The organism is Halomonas shantousis (assembly GCF_054654615.1).
Map to the genome: position 1 here is coordinate 2,399,183 of NZ_BAAIER010000002.1, position 15,845 is coordinate 2,415,027.

The 15,845-nt window shown below is 61.8% G+C and carries 14 protein-coding genes; 6 read left to right on the plus strand and 8 right to left on the minus strand.

Annotation, left to right across the window (positions count from 1 at the left end; translation table 11 throughout):
- The first annotated feature begins 75 nt into the window (after window positions 1-75).
- The 3 genes from ACYQ12_RS11540 (at window position 76) to ACYQ12_RS11550 (ending at window position 3,749) form a co-directional block, all read left to right on the plus strand.
- Window positions 76-846, plus strand: a complete 771-nt coding sequence (locus tag ACYQ12_RS11540; protein WP_459871722.1) for a DeoR/GlpR family transcriptional regulator — start codon at window positions 76-78, stop codon at window positions 844-846.
- Window positions 847-1,000: 154 nt separating this feature from the next.
- Window positions 1,001-2,521 (plus strand): glycerol-3-phosphate dehydrogenase, encoded by a 1,521-nt coding sequence (gene glpD / locus ACYQ12_RS11545; protein WP_459871724.1) that lies wholly within the window; start codon window positions 1,001-1,003, stop codon window positions 2,519-2,521.
- Between the two features lie 367 nt (window positions 2,522-2,888).
- Window positions 2,889-3,749, plus strand: a complete 861-nt coding sequence (locus tag ACYQ12_RS11550; RefSeq protein WP_459871726.1) for an endonuclease/exonuclease/phosphatase family protein — start codon at window positions 2,889-2,891, stop codon at window positions 3,747-3,749.
- A gap of 97 nt (window positions 3,750-3,846) precedes the next feature.
- Here the strand turns inward: ACYQ12_RS11550 and ACYQ12_RS11555 are convergent, their stop codons facing one another.
- Entirely contained in the window at window positions 3,847-5,226 is a 1,380-nt protein-coding gene (locus tag ACYQ12_RS11555) for a class II fumarate hydratase (protein WP_459871729.1), read from the minus strand.
- A gap of 183 nt (window positions 5,227-5,409) precedes the next feature.
- Here ACYQ12_RS11555 and ACYQ12_RS11560 point away from each other — a divergent pair, with 183 nt between their 5' ends.
- A complete protein-coding gene (locus ACYQ12_RS11560; protein ID WP_459871732.1) occupies window positions 5,410-5,826 on the plus strand; it encodes a secondary thiamine-phosphate synthase enzyme YjbQ in 417 nt (138 codons plus the stop codon).
- A 27-nt stretch (window positions 5,827-5,853) separates the two neighbouring features.
- Here the strand turns inward: ACYQ12_RS11560 and hda are convergent, their stop codons facing one another.
- Entirely contained in the window at window positions 5,854-6,555 is a 702-nt protein-coding gene (gene hda, locus ACYQ12_RS11565) for a DnaA regulatory inactivator Hda (protein ID WP_459871734.1), read from the minus strand.
- A gap of 32 nt (window positions 6,556-6,587) precedes the next feature.
- A complete protein-coding gene (locus tag ACYQ12_RS11570) occupies window positions 6,588-7,637 on the minus strand; it encodes an AI-2E family transporter (protein ID WP_459871737.1) in 1,050 nt (349 codons plus the stop codon).
- Window positions 7,638-7,777: 140 nt separating this feature from the next.
- Between ACYQ12_RS11570 and purM the strand changes: the two genes are divergently transcribed.
- Together purM and purN are read left to right on the plus strand one after the other, a co-directional pair.
- Window positions 7,778-8,860 (plus strand): phosphoribosylformylglycinamidine cyclo-ligase, encoded by a 1,083-nt coding sequence (gene purM, locus ACYQ12_RS11575; protein WP_459871739.1) that lies wholly within the window; start codon window positions 7,778-7,780, stop codon window positions 8,858-8,860.
- Complete coding sequence (gene purN, locus ACYQ12_RS11580) at window positions 8,857-9,591, plus strand: phosphoribosylglycinamide formyltransferase (protein WP_459871741.1); 735 nt, start codon at window positions 8,857-8,859, stop codon at window positions 9,589-9,591. The genes purM and purN overlap by 4 nt, the downstream gene beginning before the upstream one ends.
- A 99-nt stretch (window positions 9,592-9,690) precedes the next feature.
- Here the strand turns inward: purN and ACYQ12_RS11585 are convergent, their stop codons facing one another.
- From ACYQ12_RS11585 to arfB, 5 genes are all read right to left on the minus strand, one after another.
- Window positions 9,691-11,628: an autotransporter domain-containing protein gene (locus tag ACYQ12_RS11585; RefSeq protein WP_459871744.1), complete on the minus strand. Its 1,938-nt coding sequence runs from the start codon at window positions 11,626-11,628 to the stop codon at window positions 9,691-9,693.
- Window positions 11,629-11,818: 190 nt separating this feature from the next.
- Entirely contained in the window at window positions 11,819-12,385 is a 567-nt protein-coding gene (dcd, locus tag ACYQ12_RS11590) for a dCTP deaminase (protein ID WP_459871747.1), read from the minus strand.
- Window positions 12,386-12,485: 100 nt separating this feature from the next.
- The gene (gene apbC, locus ACYQ12_RS11595; protein ID WP_459871749.1) at window positions 12,486-13,292 is read right to left on the minus strand and encodes an iron-sulfur cluster carrier protein ApbC; all 807 of its coding nucleotides are present in this window, start codon (window positions 13,290-13,292) and stop codon (window positions 12,486-12,488) included.
- Window positions 13,293-13,473: 181 nt separating this feature from the next.
- Window positions 13,474-15,195, minus strand: coding sequence for a catalase (locus ACYQ12_RS11600; protein ID WP_459871752.1), 1,722 nt, complete (start codon window positions 15,193-15,195; stop codon window positions 13,474-13,476).
- A 217-nt stretch (window positions 15,196-15,412) separates the two neighbouring features.
- Window positions 15,413-15,826 carry an alternative ribosome rescue aminoacyl-tRNA hydrolase ArfB gene (arfB, locus tag ACYQ12_RS11605; RefSeq protein ID WP_459871755.1) on the minus strand — a complete coding sequence of 138 codons (414 nt, stop codon included), beginning with the start codon at window positions 15,824-15,826 and terminating at the stop codon, window positions 15,413-15,415.
- Window positions 15,827-15,845: the final 19 nt, after the last annotated feature.

Consider the following 15,845-nt stretch of genomic DNA (forward strand, 5'->3'; position numbering starts at 1 on the left):
CGCGCCTTGCCTGGCACCATTTGACGCTGCAACGCGGTTCGCGCTGAAACGTCAACAGACCCTAGGAAAACGTACATGCCCCAGCATCATCGCCATACCGCCATCATCGATCTGATCAAGCGTCAGGGTTATGCCTCCATCGAACAGCTGACCAAGCATTTCAACGTCACGCCCCAGACCATTCGACGCGACCTGAACCAGTTGGCCGACGGCAACCTGGTCCGCCGGGTCCACGGTGGTGCCGGCCTGGTGGAGTCGAGCACGGTCAACGCCCCCTACACGACGCGCAAGACGCTCAATCTCGAGGCAAAGAGGCGCATCGCGGCGCAGCTTGCCGCTCACATTCCCGACCATGGCTCGCTGTTCATCAACATCGGTACCAGCACCGAGCTAGTTGCCGAAGCCCTGCTGAAGCATCGCGGTCTCGAAGTCATTACCAACAACCTCAATGTCGCCGCCATTCTCCAACGCAAGGAGGACTTCAACGTCATTATTGCCGGCGGCATGGTGCGTTCCCGCGACGGTGGCATCATCGGCGAGGCAACGATCGACTTCATCAGACAGTTCAAGGTCGACTACGGCATCATCGGTATCAGCGGCATCGACCTGGACGGTTCACTGCTCGAGTTCGACTATCAGGAAGTACGCGTGGCGCAGGCGATCATCGAGAACTCCCGCACCGTTTTTCTCACCGCCGACCACTCCAAGTTCTCGCGCAATGCCGTGGTCCGCCAGGGCAATCTCAGCCAGCTCGATGCCCTGTTCACCGACCGGGAGCCACCCGAGCCGATCAAGGAGCTGCTAAGCACCCACGGCATCGCCCTGCATATCGCCCACCAGGACTGAGCCCTATCAGGCAAGCTCCGCGTCTCGTTCGAGAAGCGCGGGCGTCATTATGCAACTCTTGATGTTCACTCGAACCTGGTCTATTTTCACTTACGAAAATACCCTCGCATTTCGCATTCACGCCAGCCAGGCAATCAATTGAGCGGAGAGGCGCATGTCTTCCCATCAGCCCCACTCGTCACAAATTCCTGCCGTACTCGACCTTTTCGTCATCGGGGGAGGAATCAACGGCACCGGCATCGCCAACGATGCCGCCGGTCGCGGCCTGTCGGTGATGCTATGCGAGCAGTCGGATCTGGCCAGCGCCACTTCCTCGGCCAGCAGCAAGCTGATTCACGGAGGGCTTCGCTACCTCGAGCATTACGAGTTCCGCCTGGTACGCGAGGCACTCCACGAGCGCGAGGTACTGCTCGAGAAGGCGCCCCACATTGTCTGGCCATTGCGCTTCATCCTGCCGCACCGCCCCCATCTGCGTCCGGCCTGGATGCTGCGCGCCGGGCTGTTCCTCTATGACCACCTCAGCCACCGCGACAGCCTGCCCGGCGCCAGAGGGCTCCGGTTCGACAGTGCCAACCCGCTGCAGCCAGCGATCAAGAAGGGCTTCGAATACTCCGACTGCTGGGTAGACGACGCGCGTCTCGTAGTTCTAAACGCCCTGCAGGCCCGGGACGCCGGTGCCGAGATCATGGTGCGCACGCGCTGCGTCGCCGCGGCCGAGGAAAACGGTGTCTGGAGAATCACCCTGGAGAATACCCTGACCGGCGAGACCTTCACCCGCCGGGCACGGGCGCTGGTCAACGCCACCGGTCCCTGGGTGGAATCGTTCATCCGCGGCAGGACGGAGCGCAAGTCGCGCTACGGCATCAACATGATCAAGGGCAGCCACATCATCACCAGGCGCATCAACGGCGACGACCGCGCCTACATCCTGCAGAACAAGGACAACCGCATCGTCTTCGTGCTGCCCTATCAGCGCGACTATAGCCTGATCGGGACCACCGACGTCAGCTACACCGGCGATCCGTCGCAGATCAGGATCAGCGACGCGGAGGTCGACTACCTGCTCGAGGTGATCAACGCCCATTTCCGCGAGCCGCTCAGCCGCGACGACATCGTCGCCAGCTACTCCGGGGTACGACCGCTGTGCGACGACGAATCGACGCTACCCTCGGCGATGACACGCGATTACACGTTGGAACTGGACGATCTCGGCGCCCCGCTGCTGTCCATTTTCGGTGGCAAGATCACTACTTTCCGCAAGCTGGCCGAGGCGGCCATGGTGCAGCTCGCGCCCTTCTTTCCCGACATGGGCCGTCCCTGGACCCACGATGCCAAGCTACCGGGCGGCGACATCGAGTCCCGCAATACGTTTCGCACACGACTCCTCGAGGGGTATCCCTTCCTTGGCGATGCACGCGCGGATCGCTTCGCCTCGAGCTACGGCAGCTTGTGCCGGCATTTTCTCGATGGCGCCCGACATGTCGAGGATCTGGGCGAAGAGTTCGGCGCCGGCCTCACCCGTGCGGAGGTGGATTACCTGATGGATCACGAATGGGCCCAGCATGCCGATGACATCCTCTGGCGGCGTACCAAGCTCGGTTTGCGTTTCACGCCTGCGCAGCGTGAGCGTCTGATCGCTTACATGGCCAGTCGGTTGACCTTGCACGCGGCCTGAAGGAGCCCCCCCCGGCGCATGCTTCGGTTGCGGTTGAGTCATGTCCCGTTATGATGAAGATGCCGTGACGATCGGGCAGGTAACTTGCTCGAGACTCGCTCGGCATACTCCGTCAGGCCATGGGAGCCAGAACATGCTGCAAATGGGACTCGCTGGATTTGCGGGCCTGCAATTGATTGCAACGCTAATTCCTCAGTTGCGGATTCGGCATTGGTAGGTACGCGGCTTCGATTTCCCGCGTCTGCAAATTGCCACGCTGGCTCTCGTCACCGCGCTGGCGCTGCTCCTGACCTGGCCGTTGACTGCTGTCGGCGTTTGGGGACTCGCGATCAGTCTGCTGGTTTTCGCCTTTCAGGGCTGGCGGGTCATGGCCTGGACACGCCTCTGGCCACGCCAGGTCGTCGACGCGCATGGCGAACCTGCACAGCGCTGCTTTTCGCTGATGGTCGCGAATGTGCTCACCTCCAATCACAACGCCAAGGGGCTGACCGATCAGATCCTGGCTCAGGATCCTGACATGATCCTGACGCTGGAGTCCGATCAGTGGTGGCAGACGCGCCTCGACGAGGCGCTATCGGACGGCTGGCCCCATGCCGTCAGAATCCCCCTCGATAATCTATACGGTATGCACCTCTACTCGCGTCTGCCGCTGGAGGAGACCGAAGTCAAATGGCTGATTCAGGAAGACATTCCCTCCATTCATACCTGGGTACGCCTCAGAAATGGCCAGCGGGTACGCTTCTATGCCGTGCATCCCCGCCCGCCGGCACCCTCGGAAAGCGAGGAGTCCCTCTGGCGCGATGCCGAACTGCTACTGGTGGGAAAGGCTATCCATCAGCACTACGCGCCCACCCTGGTCGCGGGCGACCTCAACGACGTGGCCTGGTCACGCACCACCAAGCTGTTCTGCCGCGTTAGCGGCATGCTCGACCCTCGACGCGGCCGCGGCCTGTTCAACAGCTTCCATGCCGATTACCGCTGGCTACGCTGGCCACTGGATCATATCTTCGTCAGCGATCACTTCACCCTGGTGGCGATGCGCCGCCTGGCACGTTTCGGCTCCGACCACTTTCCCATCTATATCTCGCTGTGCTACCGCCCCTCCCGCGCCGATGAAAACCGGGTCATCGAGGCGGATCGCGAAGAGCGCATCGATGCCACCGAGACCATTGCCGAGGCGCGCTCGCAACCGGAGGCTCTGGATCGCCCGCGTGCCGGTCTGAAATAATCCCGTCCCTGATAGCACCTTTTCTTCGCTACAGACGACAACGCCCCGGCAAGCCGGGGCGTTTCACGTCGGACATCTTCAACCTTCAGGCAAGGTGCTATTCGGGGATGCCACCCTGGGTCAGTTGTGCCGGGTCCAGCAGACGCTGCAGTTCTTCACGGGACAGATCGGTTTCTTCTTCGGCCACGTCCAGGATGGGGCGTCCCGCCTGATAGGCCTTCTTGGCGACGGCGGCCGCTGCGTTGTAACCGATCACCGAGTTCAGCGCCGTGACAAGAATGGGGTTTCTGGCCAACGGCTCGGCAATGTTGTCACGACGCACGCTAAAGGTCGCGATGGCCCGATCCGCCAGCAAACGGCTGACATTGCTCATCAGGCGAATGGAGGTCAACACGTTGGTCGCCACCAGTGGCAGCATGACATTGAGCTGGAAGTTCCCGCTCTGCCCTGCCACGGTGACCGCCGTGTCCAGCCCGATCACCTGAGCGGCGGCCTGGGCAGCCGACTCGGGAATCACCGGATTGACCTTGCCCGGCATGATCGAGCTGCCCGGTTGCAGGGCCTCGAGCTCGATCTCACCCAACCCGGCCAGCGGCCCGGAGTTCATCCAGCGCAGATCGTTACTGATCTTCATCACCGCGCAGGCCAAGGTGCGCAGATGTCCTGACAGTTCCACAGCGGCATCCTGAGACGCCAGGCTAGCGAAGAAACTGTCGTTGGGCTGAAAATCGAGGCCTGTCTGTTCGCTGAGCGTCCGAGCCATACGCGAGGCGAACTCGGGATGCGCGTTGATGCCGGTGCCCACCGCCGTACCGCCCTGCGCCAGTCGTGTCAGCCGTGTCTGCCCGCTCTCCAGCCGCTCGATGGCCTGAGCGATCTGGCTGGCCCAGCCGCCCAACTCCTGACTCATGCGCACCGGCATCGCGTCCATCAGGTGGGTGCGGCCGGTCTTGACCACGTCATCCACCTCGGCGGCCTTCTTCTCGATGGCCTGTTGAAGATGGCGAAGCGCCGGCAGCAGCTGTTGATTGACCTCCACTGCCGCAGCCAGGTGGATGGCGGTGGGAATCACGTCGTTACTGGACTGGCCCATGTTGACATGATCATTGGGGCCGATGCTGTCGCCTGCGCGCGAGGCCAGATGCGCGATGACCTCGTTGACGTTCATGTTGGTCGATGTTCCGGAACCGGTCTGGAAGACATCGATGGGGAACTGATCGGCATGCTCGCCATCGATGACCTGCTGGGCGGCATCGATGATCGCCTTGGCATAGCCCTCGTCGAGCAGGCCCAATTCGCGATTGACCTCGGCCGCAGCGCGCTTGATGCGAGCCACGGCGCGAATGAACTCGCTCGGCAGCGGCTGGCCACTGACCGGAAAATTGTTGATGGCTCGCTGGGTCTGGGCGCCGTACAAGGCGCTTGCGGGGACTTCCAGTTCCCCCATGCTGTCGCGTTCAATGCGGGTCTCGCTCATGACATCCTCCTGTCCGGTTGAGCAAATAGTCTTCCCGAGCCGGGCCGCCGTGGGCCAATGGGTCCTGCCGATGACCATGATAGTCTCAGGAGAGCGCCACCGGCATCCCGTGATATCGGGAAGTCCGTGGCCGTAGCCTCCTAACCATTGCGGCCCTGCCCTAACCTTTCAAGGAGATTTCACATGTGGCAACGCATCCAACTGACACTCAAGGCCCGCTCTCGCGGCTTTCATCTGGTCACCGACGAAATTGTCGATGCCCTGCCTCTAAGAGAGATTCAAACGGGCCTGCTACACCTGCAGCTGTTGCATACCTCCGCCTCGCTGACACTCAACGAGAACGCCGATCCCGATGTTCGTCATGACATGGATGCTTTCGCACGACGTCTGGTTCCGGGAGATTTGCCCTACTTCCGTCATACGCTGGAGGGGTCCGACGATATGCCGGCTCACGTACTGGCCAGCCTGTTCGGCACACAACTGACGCTGGCGGTGGAAAAGGGACGCCTGGCCACTGGAACCTGGCAGGGTATCTGGCTGGGGGAACACCGGAATCATGGCGGTGAACGCCGCATCCTCGCGACCCTCATGGGCGAATGAGCCGGAAGCGGGGCGGAGAAGCGTCAGTTACCAGCCCAGCGCCTGCTTGACGAAGGGAATGGTCAGCTTGCGCTGGGCGGAAAGCGAGGCGCGATCAAGCTGAGCCAGCGCATCGAAGAGATCGGTGAGTCGGCGCGGTCCACGGTGCAGAATATAGCGGGCCACCTCATCGGGAAGCTGCATGCCACGCGCACGTGCACGGAGTTTCAATGCCTCGAAACGCCCCGTGTCGTCGAGATGACGCACATGAAACGTGACGCCCCAGGTGAGACGGGAAGCGAGATCGGGCAACCGGACATCGAGCTGGCGCGGCGCGCCATGGGCGGCAATGACCAACCGCTTGCCGGCATCACGCATGCGGTTGAAGAAATGAAACAGGCCCTCTTCCCAGCGCTTGCGGCCCAGGACCATCTCGAGATCGTCGATGGCCACAAGATCGAGCCGCTCCAGGTCTTCCAGCACATGCGGGGGAAAGTGCCCAAGATCCGCCAGCGGCAGATACAGGGCCCGCCGATCGCGATCACCTGCCGCATGACAGGCCGCCTGCAGCAGATGACTCCGCCCGGCCCCCTCGCCTCCCCACAAGAACAGGAACGGCTCGCCATCTTCGTCCAGTTGGGTACGCAGACGCTCGACCAGCGTGGCATTGTCGCCGGCCAGAAAATTGGCAAAGGTGGCATCGTCACGCAGGCCTAGTCCGAGAGGCAACTGCGCGGACCCTGATGTCATGGCGTTTCCTCGTCGCTGCCGGTATCCCGCTCCTACCGAGAGTCGTATAAATTGCTGTTTTTGTAGCGCTCGAGCACGAAGCGCAATAGTACCATGATGACCGCCGCGACCGGCAACGCAAGCAGGATGCCGGTGAAACCGAACAGCTGCCCGCCGGCCAGAACGGCAAAGATCACCGCGACGGGGTGCAGACCGATCTTGTCGCCCAGCAGCAAGGGCTGCAACAGGGTGCTTTCCGCGATCTGCCCCACGGCGAACACAGCCCCCACGCCCAGCAGCGGCAGCCACTCTCCGAACTGGAAGAACGCCACCACGGCGGCGATGGTAATCCCCACGATCACCCCCAGATAAGGCACGATACTGGCAAGCCCCGCCAGCAGACCGATCAACAGGCCAAAGCGTACCCCAAGCAGACTCAGCCCAGTGGCATAGATCGCTCCCAGACTCAGCATCACCAGCAGCTGCCCTCGCAGGAATGCCGACAGTACCTCGTCACACTCCTTGGCAAGCCGTGTCGCCGAGGGTTCGACTCGCCGAGGCAGTAGCTCCTGAATACGCCCCTTGAGATGATCCCAGTCGAGCAGGAGATAGAACGTCACCACGGGAATCAGCGCCAGGTTGCCGACCCACACGGCAAAGGCCAGGCCCGAGCGGGATACCTGAGCCAGCAGTGCGGCGGCATAGGTGCCCGTTTCTCGCCAGTTGGCCATCAGGGTACTGCGCAGCTGGTCGAGATCCGCCGTGAAGTCGATGCCCGTCAGCGACTGGACTTCCGGCAGGATGCGCGTCTGGACCCAGGTAAAAATGAGCGGGAACGCCTCGATGAGCTGCCCCAGCTGACGTCCGAGCATGGGAATGAGAATCAAGCTGGCCAGAATCAGCGCGCCGATGAGGATCATGAAGACCACGCTGACCGAGAGACGCCGCGACAGCCCTCTTGCCTCCAGCCGGTCCGTCAATGGATCGCCCAGATAGGCCAGGATCATGCTGACGAAAAACGGCATGAGGATCGGTTCGAGCAGAACCAGCAACCAGATCGTTACCACGGCCCCCAGCAGAGCCCACCATTGCAGCCGCGTCATCGTGTCATTGCTTCCTTGTCAGTCGAAATTTCATTCCGGTACCCGGTCACGGCCCGCCGGATGGCGATGCGTCGCCTGGGGGGCGATGCTACAATACGCCCCCTCTCTCTCGTCAGGCTCACTTTTTTACAGGTACGCCCATGACCCGCAGTTCCTCTGATACTCCGCCGTCCACCTCCGTCTCGCTCAGCTACAAGGATGCCGGCGTAGACATCGATGCCGGCAATGCCCTCGTCGAGCGCATCAAAGGTGTGGCCAAACGTACCAGTCGTCCCGAGGTCATGGGCGGGCTGGGCGGATTCGGTGCACTCTGCCAGCTCCCCAGCGGCTATCGTGAACCGGTGCTGGTGTCGGGCACCGACGGCGTTGGCACCAAGCTGCGCCTGGCCATGGATCTTGATCGCCACGACAGCATCGGTATCGATCTGGTCGCCATGTGCGTCAACGACCTGGTCGTGGCCGGCGCCGAGCCGTTGTTCTTCCTCGACTACTATGCCACGGGCAAGCTCGATGTCGATATCGCGGCCGATGTGGTTACCGGCATCGGCGAGGGCTGCGCCCAGGCCGGCTGCGCCCTGGTGGGCGGCGAGACCGCGGAAATGCCGGGCATGTACGAGGGCAGCGATTACGATCTGGCCGGCTTCTGCGTCGGCGTGGTGGAAAAGTCCGAGATTCTCGACGGCCGCAAGGTCGCCGAGGGGGATGTGCTGCTGGGCCTGGCCTCCTCCGGCCCGCATTCCAACGGCTATTCGCTGATCCGCAAGATTCTCGAGGTGAGCCGGGCCAGTCTGGATGAAGCGCTTGACGGCCAGCCGCTGCGCGATGCGCTGCTCGCGCCGACGCGGATCTATGTCAAGTCGCTGCTGTCGCTGATCAAGGAGAGCGGCGTCGACGTGCATGCGCTGTCTCACATTACCGGCGGCGGCTTGCTCGAGAACGTGCCGCGCGTTCTGCCGGAGCACCTTGCCGCCTCCATCGATGTCGATGCCTGGCAGCGCCCGGCGGTGTTCGACTGGCTCCAGCGTCAGGGTAACGTCGCCGAGCGCGAGATGTATCGCGTGCTGAACTGTGGCATCGGCATGGTGGCGGTCGTGCCGGCAGGCCAGGCCGAGCAGGCCATGTCCCACCTGCAGACAGCCGGCGAAACGGTATATCGCCTGGGCTCGATCACCTCCCGTCGCGGTCAGGAAGAGCAGGTACGTCTGGAGAATCTGTCGGCATGAGCGATGCAACCGATACCCTCACCGACTTCCAGGCGGAGTCCGTCGACAAGCGCCGCGTCGTGGTACTGATCTCGGGTAACGGCAGCAATCTGCAGGCCCTGCTCGATGCCCAGGAGCATGACGAACTCGGCGGCGAGATCGTCGCCGTGGTCTCCAACAAGGCCGATGCCTACGGGCTGGTACGGGCCAAGGAGGCCGGTGTGCCGGCGGTGGTACTGCCGCATCAGGAATACGACAGCCGCGAGGCCTTCGATGGCGCGCTGATCAAGGTGATCGAACGTCATGAGCCGGATTTGATCGTCCTGGCCGGCTTCATGCGCATTCTGACCCCGATATTCGTCAAGCGCTTCTACGGCCGCGTACTCAATATCCACCCCTCACTGCTGCCTTCCTATCAGGGGCTCGATACTCATGCCAGGGCGCTGGCCGACAAAGCGGAAGAGCATGGCGTCAGTGTGCACTTCGTCACCGACGAGCTCGATGGCGGCCCGGTGGTCATCCAGGCGGCGGTACGCGTCATGCCGGGCGACAGCGTGGCGTCGTTGACCGAGAAGATCCATGCCCGCGAGCATCTGATCTATCCCATCGCCGTGCGCTGGTTCCTCGAAGGACGACTGCAGCTCGGCCCGGAGGGTGCCATGCTCGACAGCACCCTGTTGCCGCCTCAGGGCTTGCGGCTATCCCATGAGGATGCTGCAGAGGAACTCGACGAGAACGGCGACACCGAATAGTCCAAATCGGCTGGCCAACAGAAAAAGCGCTGCAGGCACGTCTGCAGCGCTTTTCTCTTTTTAACTTCCTGGACACGCGACAGAAGCGGCCCCACCGCATCAGAAGGCCAGGCTCGCCCCCAGGCGGAAATGGGCCGTCATGTCGTCCCAGCCTTCGGCCCCCACGCCGGCCTGCAGCATCGCGGAACGGCCCAGCGCCATCCTCCAGCCCGCGTCGAAGCGCAGATAATGATCGTCCTCTCGAGCCACGCTTTCACCGGTCCAGTGATTGGTCGGTAGCGAGACCAGCATCACCTCCGCGCCCTCTCGCTCATCCTCGAGATATTCGCCCCAGGCAACCTCGCCATACAATCCGAAGCCATCCTGAAGCGCCCGGTCCGCCATCAGCCCCAGCTCGAGCCGCCGGTCTTCGCGATGCTGCTCGGAAACCGCCAGGGCATTGGCGGACGAACCCGTTTCCCGGTAGGCATCGACATCCGCTTCGGTATGGCGATAACCGATGAAGGGCGCCGTGTACCAGGGTGATGTCTTCGATGTCAGACGATAATCGAGGCGTGCCTCGGCCGCCCATCCATCGGCATCCGGATTGCCTTGCAGAGTGCGCTCGGCCTGCCCCAGCATGACAGAGCGACGCAGGTCGAGATCGAAATCGCCATAGCTGGCAATCAATTGCGCGCCCACACGCCCCAGATGCTGTCGCGCGAACAGACTGAATGTCTGCCCATCGAGCTCGAAGCGCGCGGGGTCGTCTATCTCGGCATAGCGCTGACTGACGGCAATCCCTCCCCAGCCCATCCCCAGCGGTACCACAATACCGATACCTCCTCCCCGCTGGGTGACGTCCGAGGCTTCGCCCGTGTAGAACTCATCGCTATCGACATGCCGATAGTCGCCTTGGGCGAACAGTCGCAGGCCGTCACGCTGCACGCCGGGACGCAGCTCGTCATTCAGCGCCTGCTGCTCGGCATTCAACGCTCCCGTGGCCAGCTCGCCTGTCAGGGACAGCACTTGCGGCGCCTCGATCAGGGCCTGCGCATAATCGGCGAAGATCTGCTGTGCCGCCGTGGTGGGGTGCACCGCGTCGTCATAGAACAGCCTGTCGGGGTCCGGACTGCCCGACGCCAGGCCGTAGGTGCTGGTATCGCAGCGCACATCGCTGAAGCAGACATCGGTCAGCGCCACGTCGCTGGCAAAGCCGAAATCGGCCGGTGCCGCCAGCACGTCGGCGACAAGCCCGCCGACATCGAGGCGGATGATGTCGACCTCACCGTCGTGACTCGCCAGGCGAGCGCCCAGCGCCTGGTTGAAGACATCGCCCAGCGCGGAGAACCCCGCACGCTGACCGCTGAGCTCTCCTGCGGGCGTCAAGCCGACATCGGGAAGATCGGAGACGATCACGCTCTCCGCTCCGGCGGCCACCAGCGCATCCACGGCGTCCGCCAGCGTGTTGGCGGCGTTTACCGCCGTGGCGGGGCTCGTCACCAGGCCCTGCAGGAAATCGTTACCGCCGCCATTGAGGTAATAAAGGGCGTCAGGATCCGCCATGTCATGGCTGATCAAGTAGCCGTCACGTGTTCTCGATATACCGGAGGCCGAGACGATGGAGCCCTGCGGCTGGGTGAGCGAGGCCAGAATCTGCGCCGTGGTGTAGCCGCCCGTGGCGTAGTTGGTTCCGTCGGGCAGGCCGAGCCGTTCCCGCACGATTGAGGTCGAAGGCAGCAGCGGTCCCAGTCCCAGCGCCTTGGCGAGACGCTGGGTCATGACCTCGCCGTAGGGCGACGGCGCTTGATAGTCGGGGCCTTGGCGGTTGGTAAAGCGCAGGCTTGCCACTTCCCCCAGGGCGAGACTTTCGGCATCCGGAAACTGTCCGGAGTCGCTCAAGCTGTCGCCGAACACGACCATTTGAGAATAGGCGGCGGCGGGTAGCGACGCAGCGATCAGGCCCACCGCCATCAACCGAGAGAACACCCTGGCCGGATGCCCCAGGCTGCGCGACACCGGAAGGACTGGCGAGACTCGAGGAACGGGCAGCTTCATGTCATATCGTCCTTGTTATTATCGACGGTGGGCGACATGCCGAAACGCCACGTCATCCTCACATGACACTATCAAACGTTTATTTGAACGCCGACGTAATACGACTTCAGTCGTGTATGCCCGGGCATCTGCGCAAACACCACCGGCCCGCAAGCGGGCCGGTGGAAGGTGAAGACGAGATGGGCCGGAGTCAGGCCCGGGGAAGCGTCACGCCGCGCTGGCCCATGTACTTGCCGCCACGATCCTTGTAGGAGACATCGCAGATTTCATCGGATTCGAGAAACAGCATCTGCGCCACCCCTTCGTTGGCGTAGATGCGCGCCGGCAGGTTGGTAGTGTTGGAAAACTCCAGGGTCACATGCCCTTCCCACTCCGGCTCCAGTGGCGTGACATTGACGATGATGCCGCAGCGTGCATAGGTGGATTTGCCCAGACAGATCGTCAAGACGCTACGCGGAATACGAAAATACTCCACGGTACGCGCCAGAGCGAAGGAGTTGGGGGGAATGACGCAGACGTCACCCTTGACATCGACGAAGCTCTTCTCGTCGAAGGCCTTGGGATCGACGATCGCCGAATGAATATTGGTGAAGACCTTGAATTCATCGGCGCAGCGCACGTCATACCCATAGCTGGACGTCCCGTAGGAAATGACACGCTGACCGTTCACATGGCGAACCTGATCGGCCTCGAAAGGCTCGATCATGCCTTCGCTTTCCGCCATGCGGCGAATCCACTTGTCGGATTTGATACTCATTGGGCGTCCTTGGAAGCTGCGCACGATAGGTAAAGGAAAGGGCCGTCATGATAACGGCCCCGTGACAGTTACTGAAGCGGCTTGAGCCGCTGACGGCGGATCAATCGCTGAATGAAATGGTCGGCCCGTCCTGCTCCTGCTGGCTCTCGACCCCTTCGGCTACCGCACGTGCCACGTCGCGGAATATGGCCGCCACCTCGCCTTCAGGCTCGGCGACGACACTGGGGCGTCCCCCATCAGCCTGCTCACGGATGGAGAGCTGCAGCGGCAACTGCCCCAGCAGCTTCGTCTGATACTGCTCAGCGATACGCTCGCCCCCCCCGCTGCCGAAGATCGGTTCGACATGGCCGCAATTCGAACAGAGATGCAGACTCATGTTCTCGACCACACCCAGCACCGGCACGTTGACCTTGCGGAACATCTCGACGCCGCGTTTGGCATCCAGCGTAGCGATATCCTGCGGCGTGGTCACGATCACCGCGCCCGACACCGGCACCTTCTGCGCCAGGGTCAACTGGATATCACCGGTCCCCGGCGGCATGTCGATGAACAGGTAATCGATATCCTCCCATACCGTCTGGGTCAACAGTTGCTGGAAAGCGCTGGAGACCATCGGCCCCCGCCATACCATGGCCTCGTTGACATCGACCATGAAGGCCATCGACATGGCCTGAATGCCATGCGCCTTGATCGGCTTGACGCGATTCTGCCCCGCCTGTTCCGGCCGCACACCCGGCAGTATACCCAGCATCTGCGCCTGACTGGGACCGTAGATATCGGCATCCAGCAGGCCGACGCGGTAACCTTCCGCCGCCATGGCCAGCGCCAGGTTGGCGGTCACGGTGGATTTGCCCACGCCACCCTTCCCGGAGGCCACCGCCACAATATGCTTCACTCCTTCGACCACTGCATCCTCCTTCAGGCTTGGCTCTTCATGAAGGCTCAGCTTACCATCCTTTATGGGATTTTCATGCTTATCCCAGTATGGCAGTCAACTTCTCCGCCGACCGGAATCCAACGCGCCACCACTAAAAGAGCCCGGATGTCATGAACATCCGGGCCCCGTCACGTCTGCTTATCAGGCGTGTTTACTTGGCAGGTTCCATGCTCTTCTTCTGCCCGGAATAGGTCTGCTTGCCTCCTATCATCCCGCTGAGCACTTCCTCGGCCGTGGCCGGACGGTTCTCGACCGAGCTGGTCCACTTGCCCCAGATGGTCGGATCGATCTTGTCGCCATTGTTGCCGAGATTCTGCAGACGCTGCTGGTCCTCGTCGGTCAGCACCTGCTTGGCCAGCGGCTGGAGATGGCGTACGTCGTCCGCCCCCATGTCGATCATCTGGCCGACACGATTGCCGTAGTCATCGTGAACCAGGAACAGGTGCCACAGCATGCGCTCCTGCACGTCGCGCTCACACTGCTGCAGCATTCCCCCCAGAACATTGACGAGCTCGTCGCGCTCCCAGTCCATCATGGTGTTGTAGCGTGCGCGCGCCTGGACGTAATCGTTGCGACGCTCGATCACGCTGCGTGTCAGCTGACCCTTGACCTCGGGCGGGTTGTTGGGCCGATCCATCTCCGCCTCATGCAGGCCATTGTGGATCGACGGCTCGAAGTTGATGTGCGGGTTCTGTCCCGGCGCCCGGTCGACGTAGTATTCCATCTGGCCACCGCGCTGATTGGTGGCCACGTTGGCGTTCTTGGCCTGGTTGACCGGCAGTTGCAGATAGTTGGGACCCACGCGATAACGCTGGGTATCGGAATAGGAGAAAGTGCGACCGATGAGCATCTTGTCGTCGGAGAAATCGAGCCCGTCGACCAGCACGCCGGTCCCCATGGCGATCTGCTCGTTCTCGTTGAAGAAGTCGTCGACGTTGCGGTTGAGCGTCATTACGCCGATCTTGCGCAGCGGGAACTGATCTTCCGGCCAGATCTTGGTGTCGTCGAGCGGATCCCACTCCAGTTCGGGATGATCATGGTCTTCCATGATCTGCACGTAGACGTCCCACTGCGGATAGTCACCGCGCTCGATCGCCTCGTACAGGTCCTTGGAAGCGGAGCCGAGTTCCTGGCCCTGCACCTTGGCCGCTTCCTCTTCGGTCAGGCTGGCCACGCCACAACGCGGATGGAAATGATACTTGACCAGGACGGTGCCGCCCTGCTCGTTGACCATCTTGTAGGTATTGACGCCGAAGCCTTCCATGTGCCGGTAGGAGGCAGGAATGCCGCGTGGGCTGAACAGGTGCGTCAGCATGTGCATCGATTCCGGCGTCTGACTCATGAAATCGAGAATCCGGTTCGGCTCCTGACGGAAGGTGACCGGATCGGGCTTCAGCGAGTGAATGACGTCGGGAAACTTGATCGCGTCGCGAATGAAGAAGATCGCCAGGTTGTTGCCGACCAGATCCCAGTTGCCCTCTTCGGTGTAGAACTTGACTGCGAAACCGCGCGGGTCACGCGCCGCTTCGGAGGAATCACGACCACCGATGACAGTCGAGAAGCGGATCGCCAGATCGGTCTTCTTGCCCGCCTCCTGGAAGAGCTTGGCGCGGGTATACTTCGAGGCCGGTTCATCGCCGATCTGCCCGGTCGCCTCGAATTCACCATAGGCGACGAAACCGCGCGCGTGCACCACGCGCTCCGGAATGCGCTCACGATCGAAATGGCTGATCTTCTCGAGAAACTGGTAGTTTTCCAGCGTTGCCGGGCCACGGCTGCCGATGGTGCGCTGGGACTGGTTGTTGCTGACCGGATGGCCCTGCCGGTTGGTCAGGGTCTGCCCCGTCGAGCGTCGCTTATCGTCTTGTGTCATGGTGATCTCCTTTTTATCGAACTACGCATCTTCCGCATGCAGGCGAGGCATGATGATGGCTGTTTCAGCGTAGCAGGAGGCCGCCGGAAGGGTTTATCGGGTGTTTCGATAGAGGCTATTAATTCAGCCAATGAGGCACTTGCGGATTAAAATATATAGGCTATTGAAGATTCCGCTCCCGTAAAGGTTTGCAGGGTGCCGATATCGAAGGTGTCGATCAGTAATCGACCTTACCGCGCAGGGTCTTGCGCTGTCCTCGCTTCGCCTTGCTGTCCAGGCGTCGCTTCTTCGAGCCCTTGGTGGGCTTTGTCGCGACACGTTTGGGGGGAGCGTACATCACGCTCTTTATCAGCGACTTGAGGCGGCATAATGCTTCTGCGCGGTTCTGCTCCTGGGTCCGGTGTTGCTGAGCCTTGATGATGACGATGCCCTCCTTGCTGACGCGCCGATCGTTCAGGTCCAGCAGCTTCTCCTTGAAACCCTCCGGAAGCGAAGAGGCACGAATGTCGAAACGCAGATGGATCGCGGAGGATACCTTGTTGACGTTCTGCCCCCCAGCCCCCTGCGAACGTACCGCCTGCATCTCGATTTCATTGTCGGGAATGGCGACGTTTCTTGATAGCTGCAGCATGATGTCTCGCAATGTTGAA

Excerpts from the sequence above, each read along its gene's own strand:
- ACYQ12_RS11600 (WP_459871752.1), bottom strand. The coding sequence starts at position 15,195 with ATGACACAAGACGATAAGCGACGCTCGACGGGGCAGACCCTGACCAAC.
- ACYQ12_RS11555 (WP_459871729.1), bottom strand. The coding sequence starts at position 5,226 with ATGAGCGAGACCCGCATTGAACGCGACAGCATGGGGGAACTGGAAGTC.
- purN (WP_459871741.1), top strand. The coding sequence starts at position 8,857 with ATGAGCGATGCAACCGATACCCTCACCGACTTCCAGGCGGAGTCCGTC.
- hda (WP_459871734.1), bottom strand. The coding sequence starts at position 6,555 with ATGACATCAGGGTCCGCGCAGTTGCCTCTCGGACTAGGCCTGCGTGAC.
- arfB (WP_459871755.1), bottom strand. The coding sequence starts at position 15,826 with ATGCTGCAGCTATCAAGAAACGTCGCCATTCCCGACAATGAAATCGAG.
- ACYQ12_RS11560 (WP_459871732.1), top strand. The coding sequence starts at position 5,410 with ATGTGGCAACGCATCCAACTGACACTCAAGGCCCGCTCTCGCGGCTTT.
- purM (WP_459871739.1), top strand. The coding sequence starts at position 7,778 with ATGACCCGCAGTTCCTCTGATACTCCGCCGTCCACCTCCGTCTCGCTC.
- dcd (WP_459871747.1), bottom strand. The coding sequence starts at position 12,385 with ATGAGTATCAAATCCGACAAGTGGATTCGCCGCATGGCGGAAAGCGAA.
- ACYQ12_RS11550 (WP_459871726.1), top strand. The coding sequence starts at position 2,889 with ATGGCCTGGACACGCCTCTGGCCACGCCAGGTCGTCGACGCGCATGGC.
- ACYQ12_RS11585 (WP_459871744.1), bottom strand. The coding sequence starts at position 11,628 with ATGAAGCTGCCCGTTCCTCGAGTCTCGCCAGTCCTTCCGGTGTCGCGC.
- ACYQ12_RS11540 (WP_459871722.1), top strand. The coding sequence starts at position 76 with ATGCCCCAGCATCATCGCCATACCGCCATCATCGATCTGATCAAGCGT.
- glpD (WP_459871724.1), top strand. The coding sequence starts at position 1,001 with ATGTCTTCCCATCAGCCCCACTCGTCACAAATTCCTGCCGTACTCGAC.
- ACYQ12_RS11570 (WP_459871737.1), bottom strand. The coding sequence starts at position 7,637 with ATGACGCGGCTGCAATGGTGGGCTCTGCTGGGGGCCGTGGTAACGATC.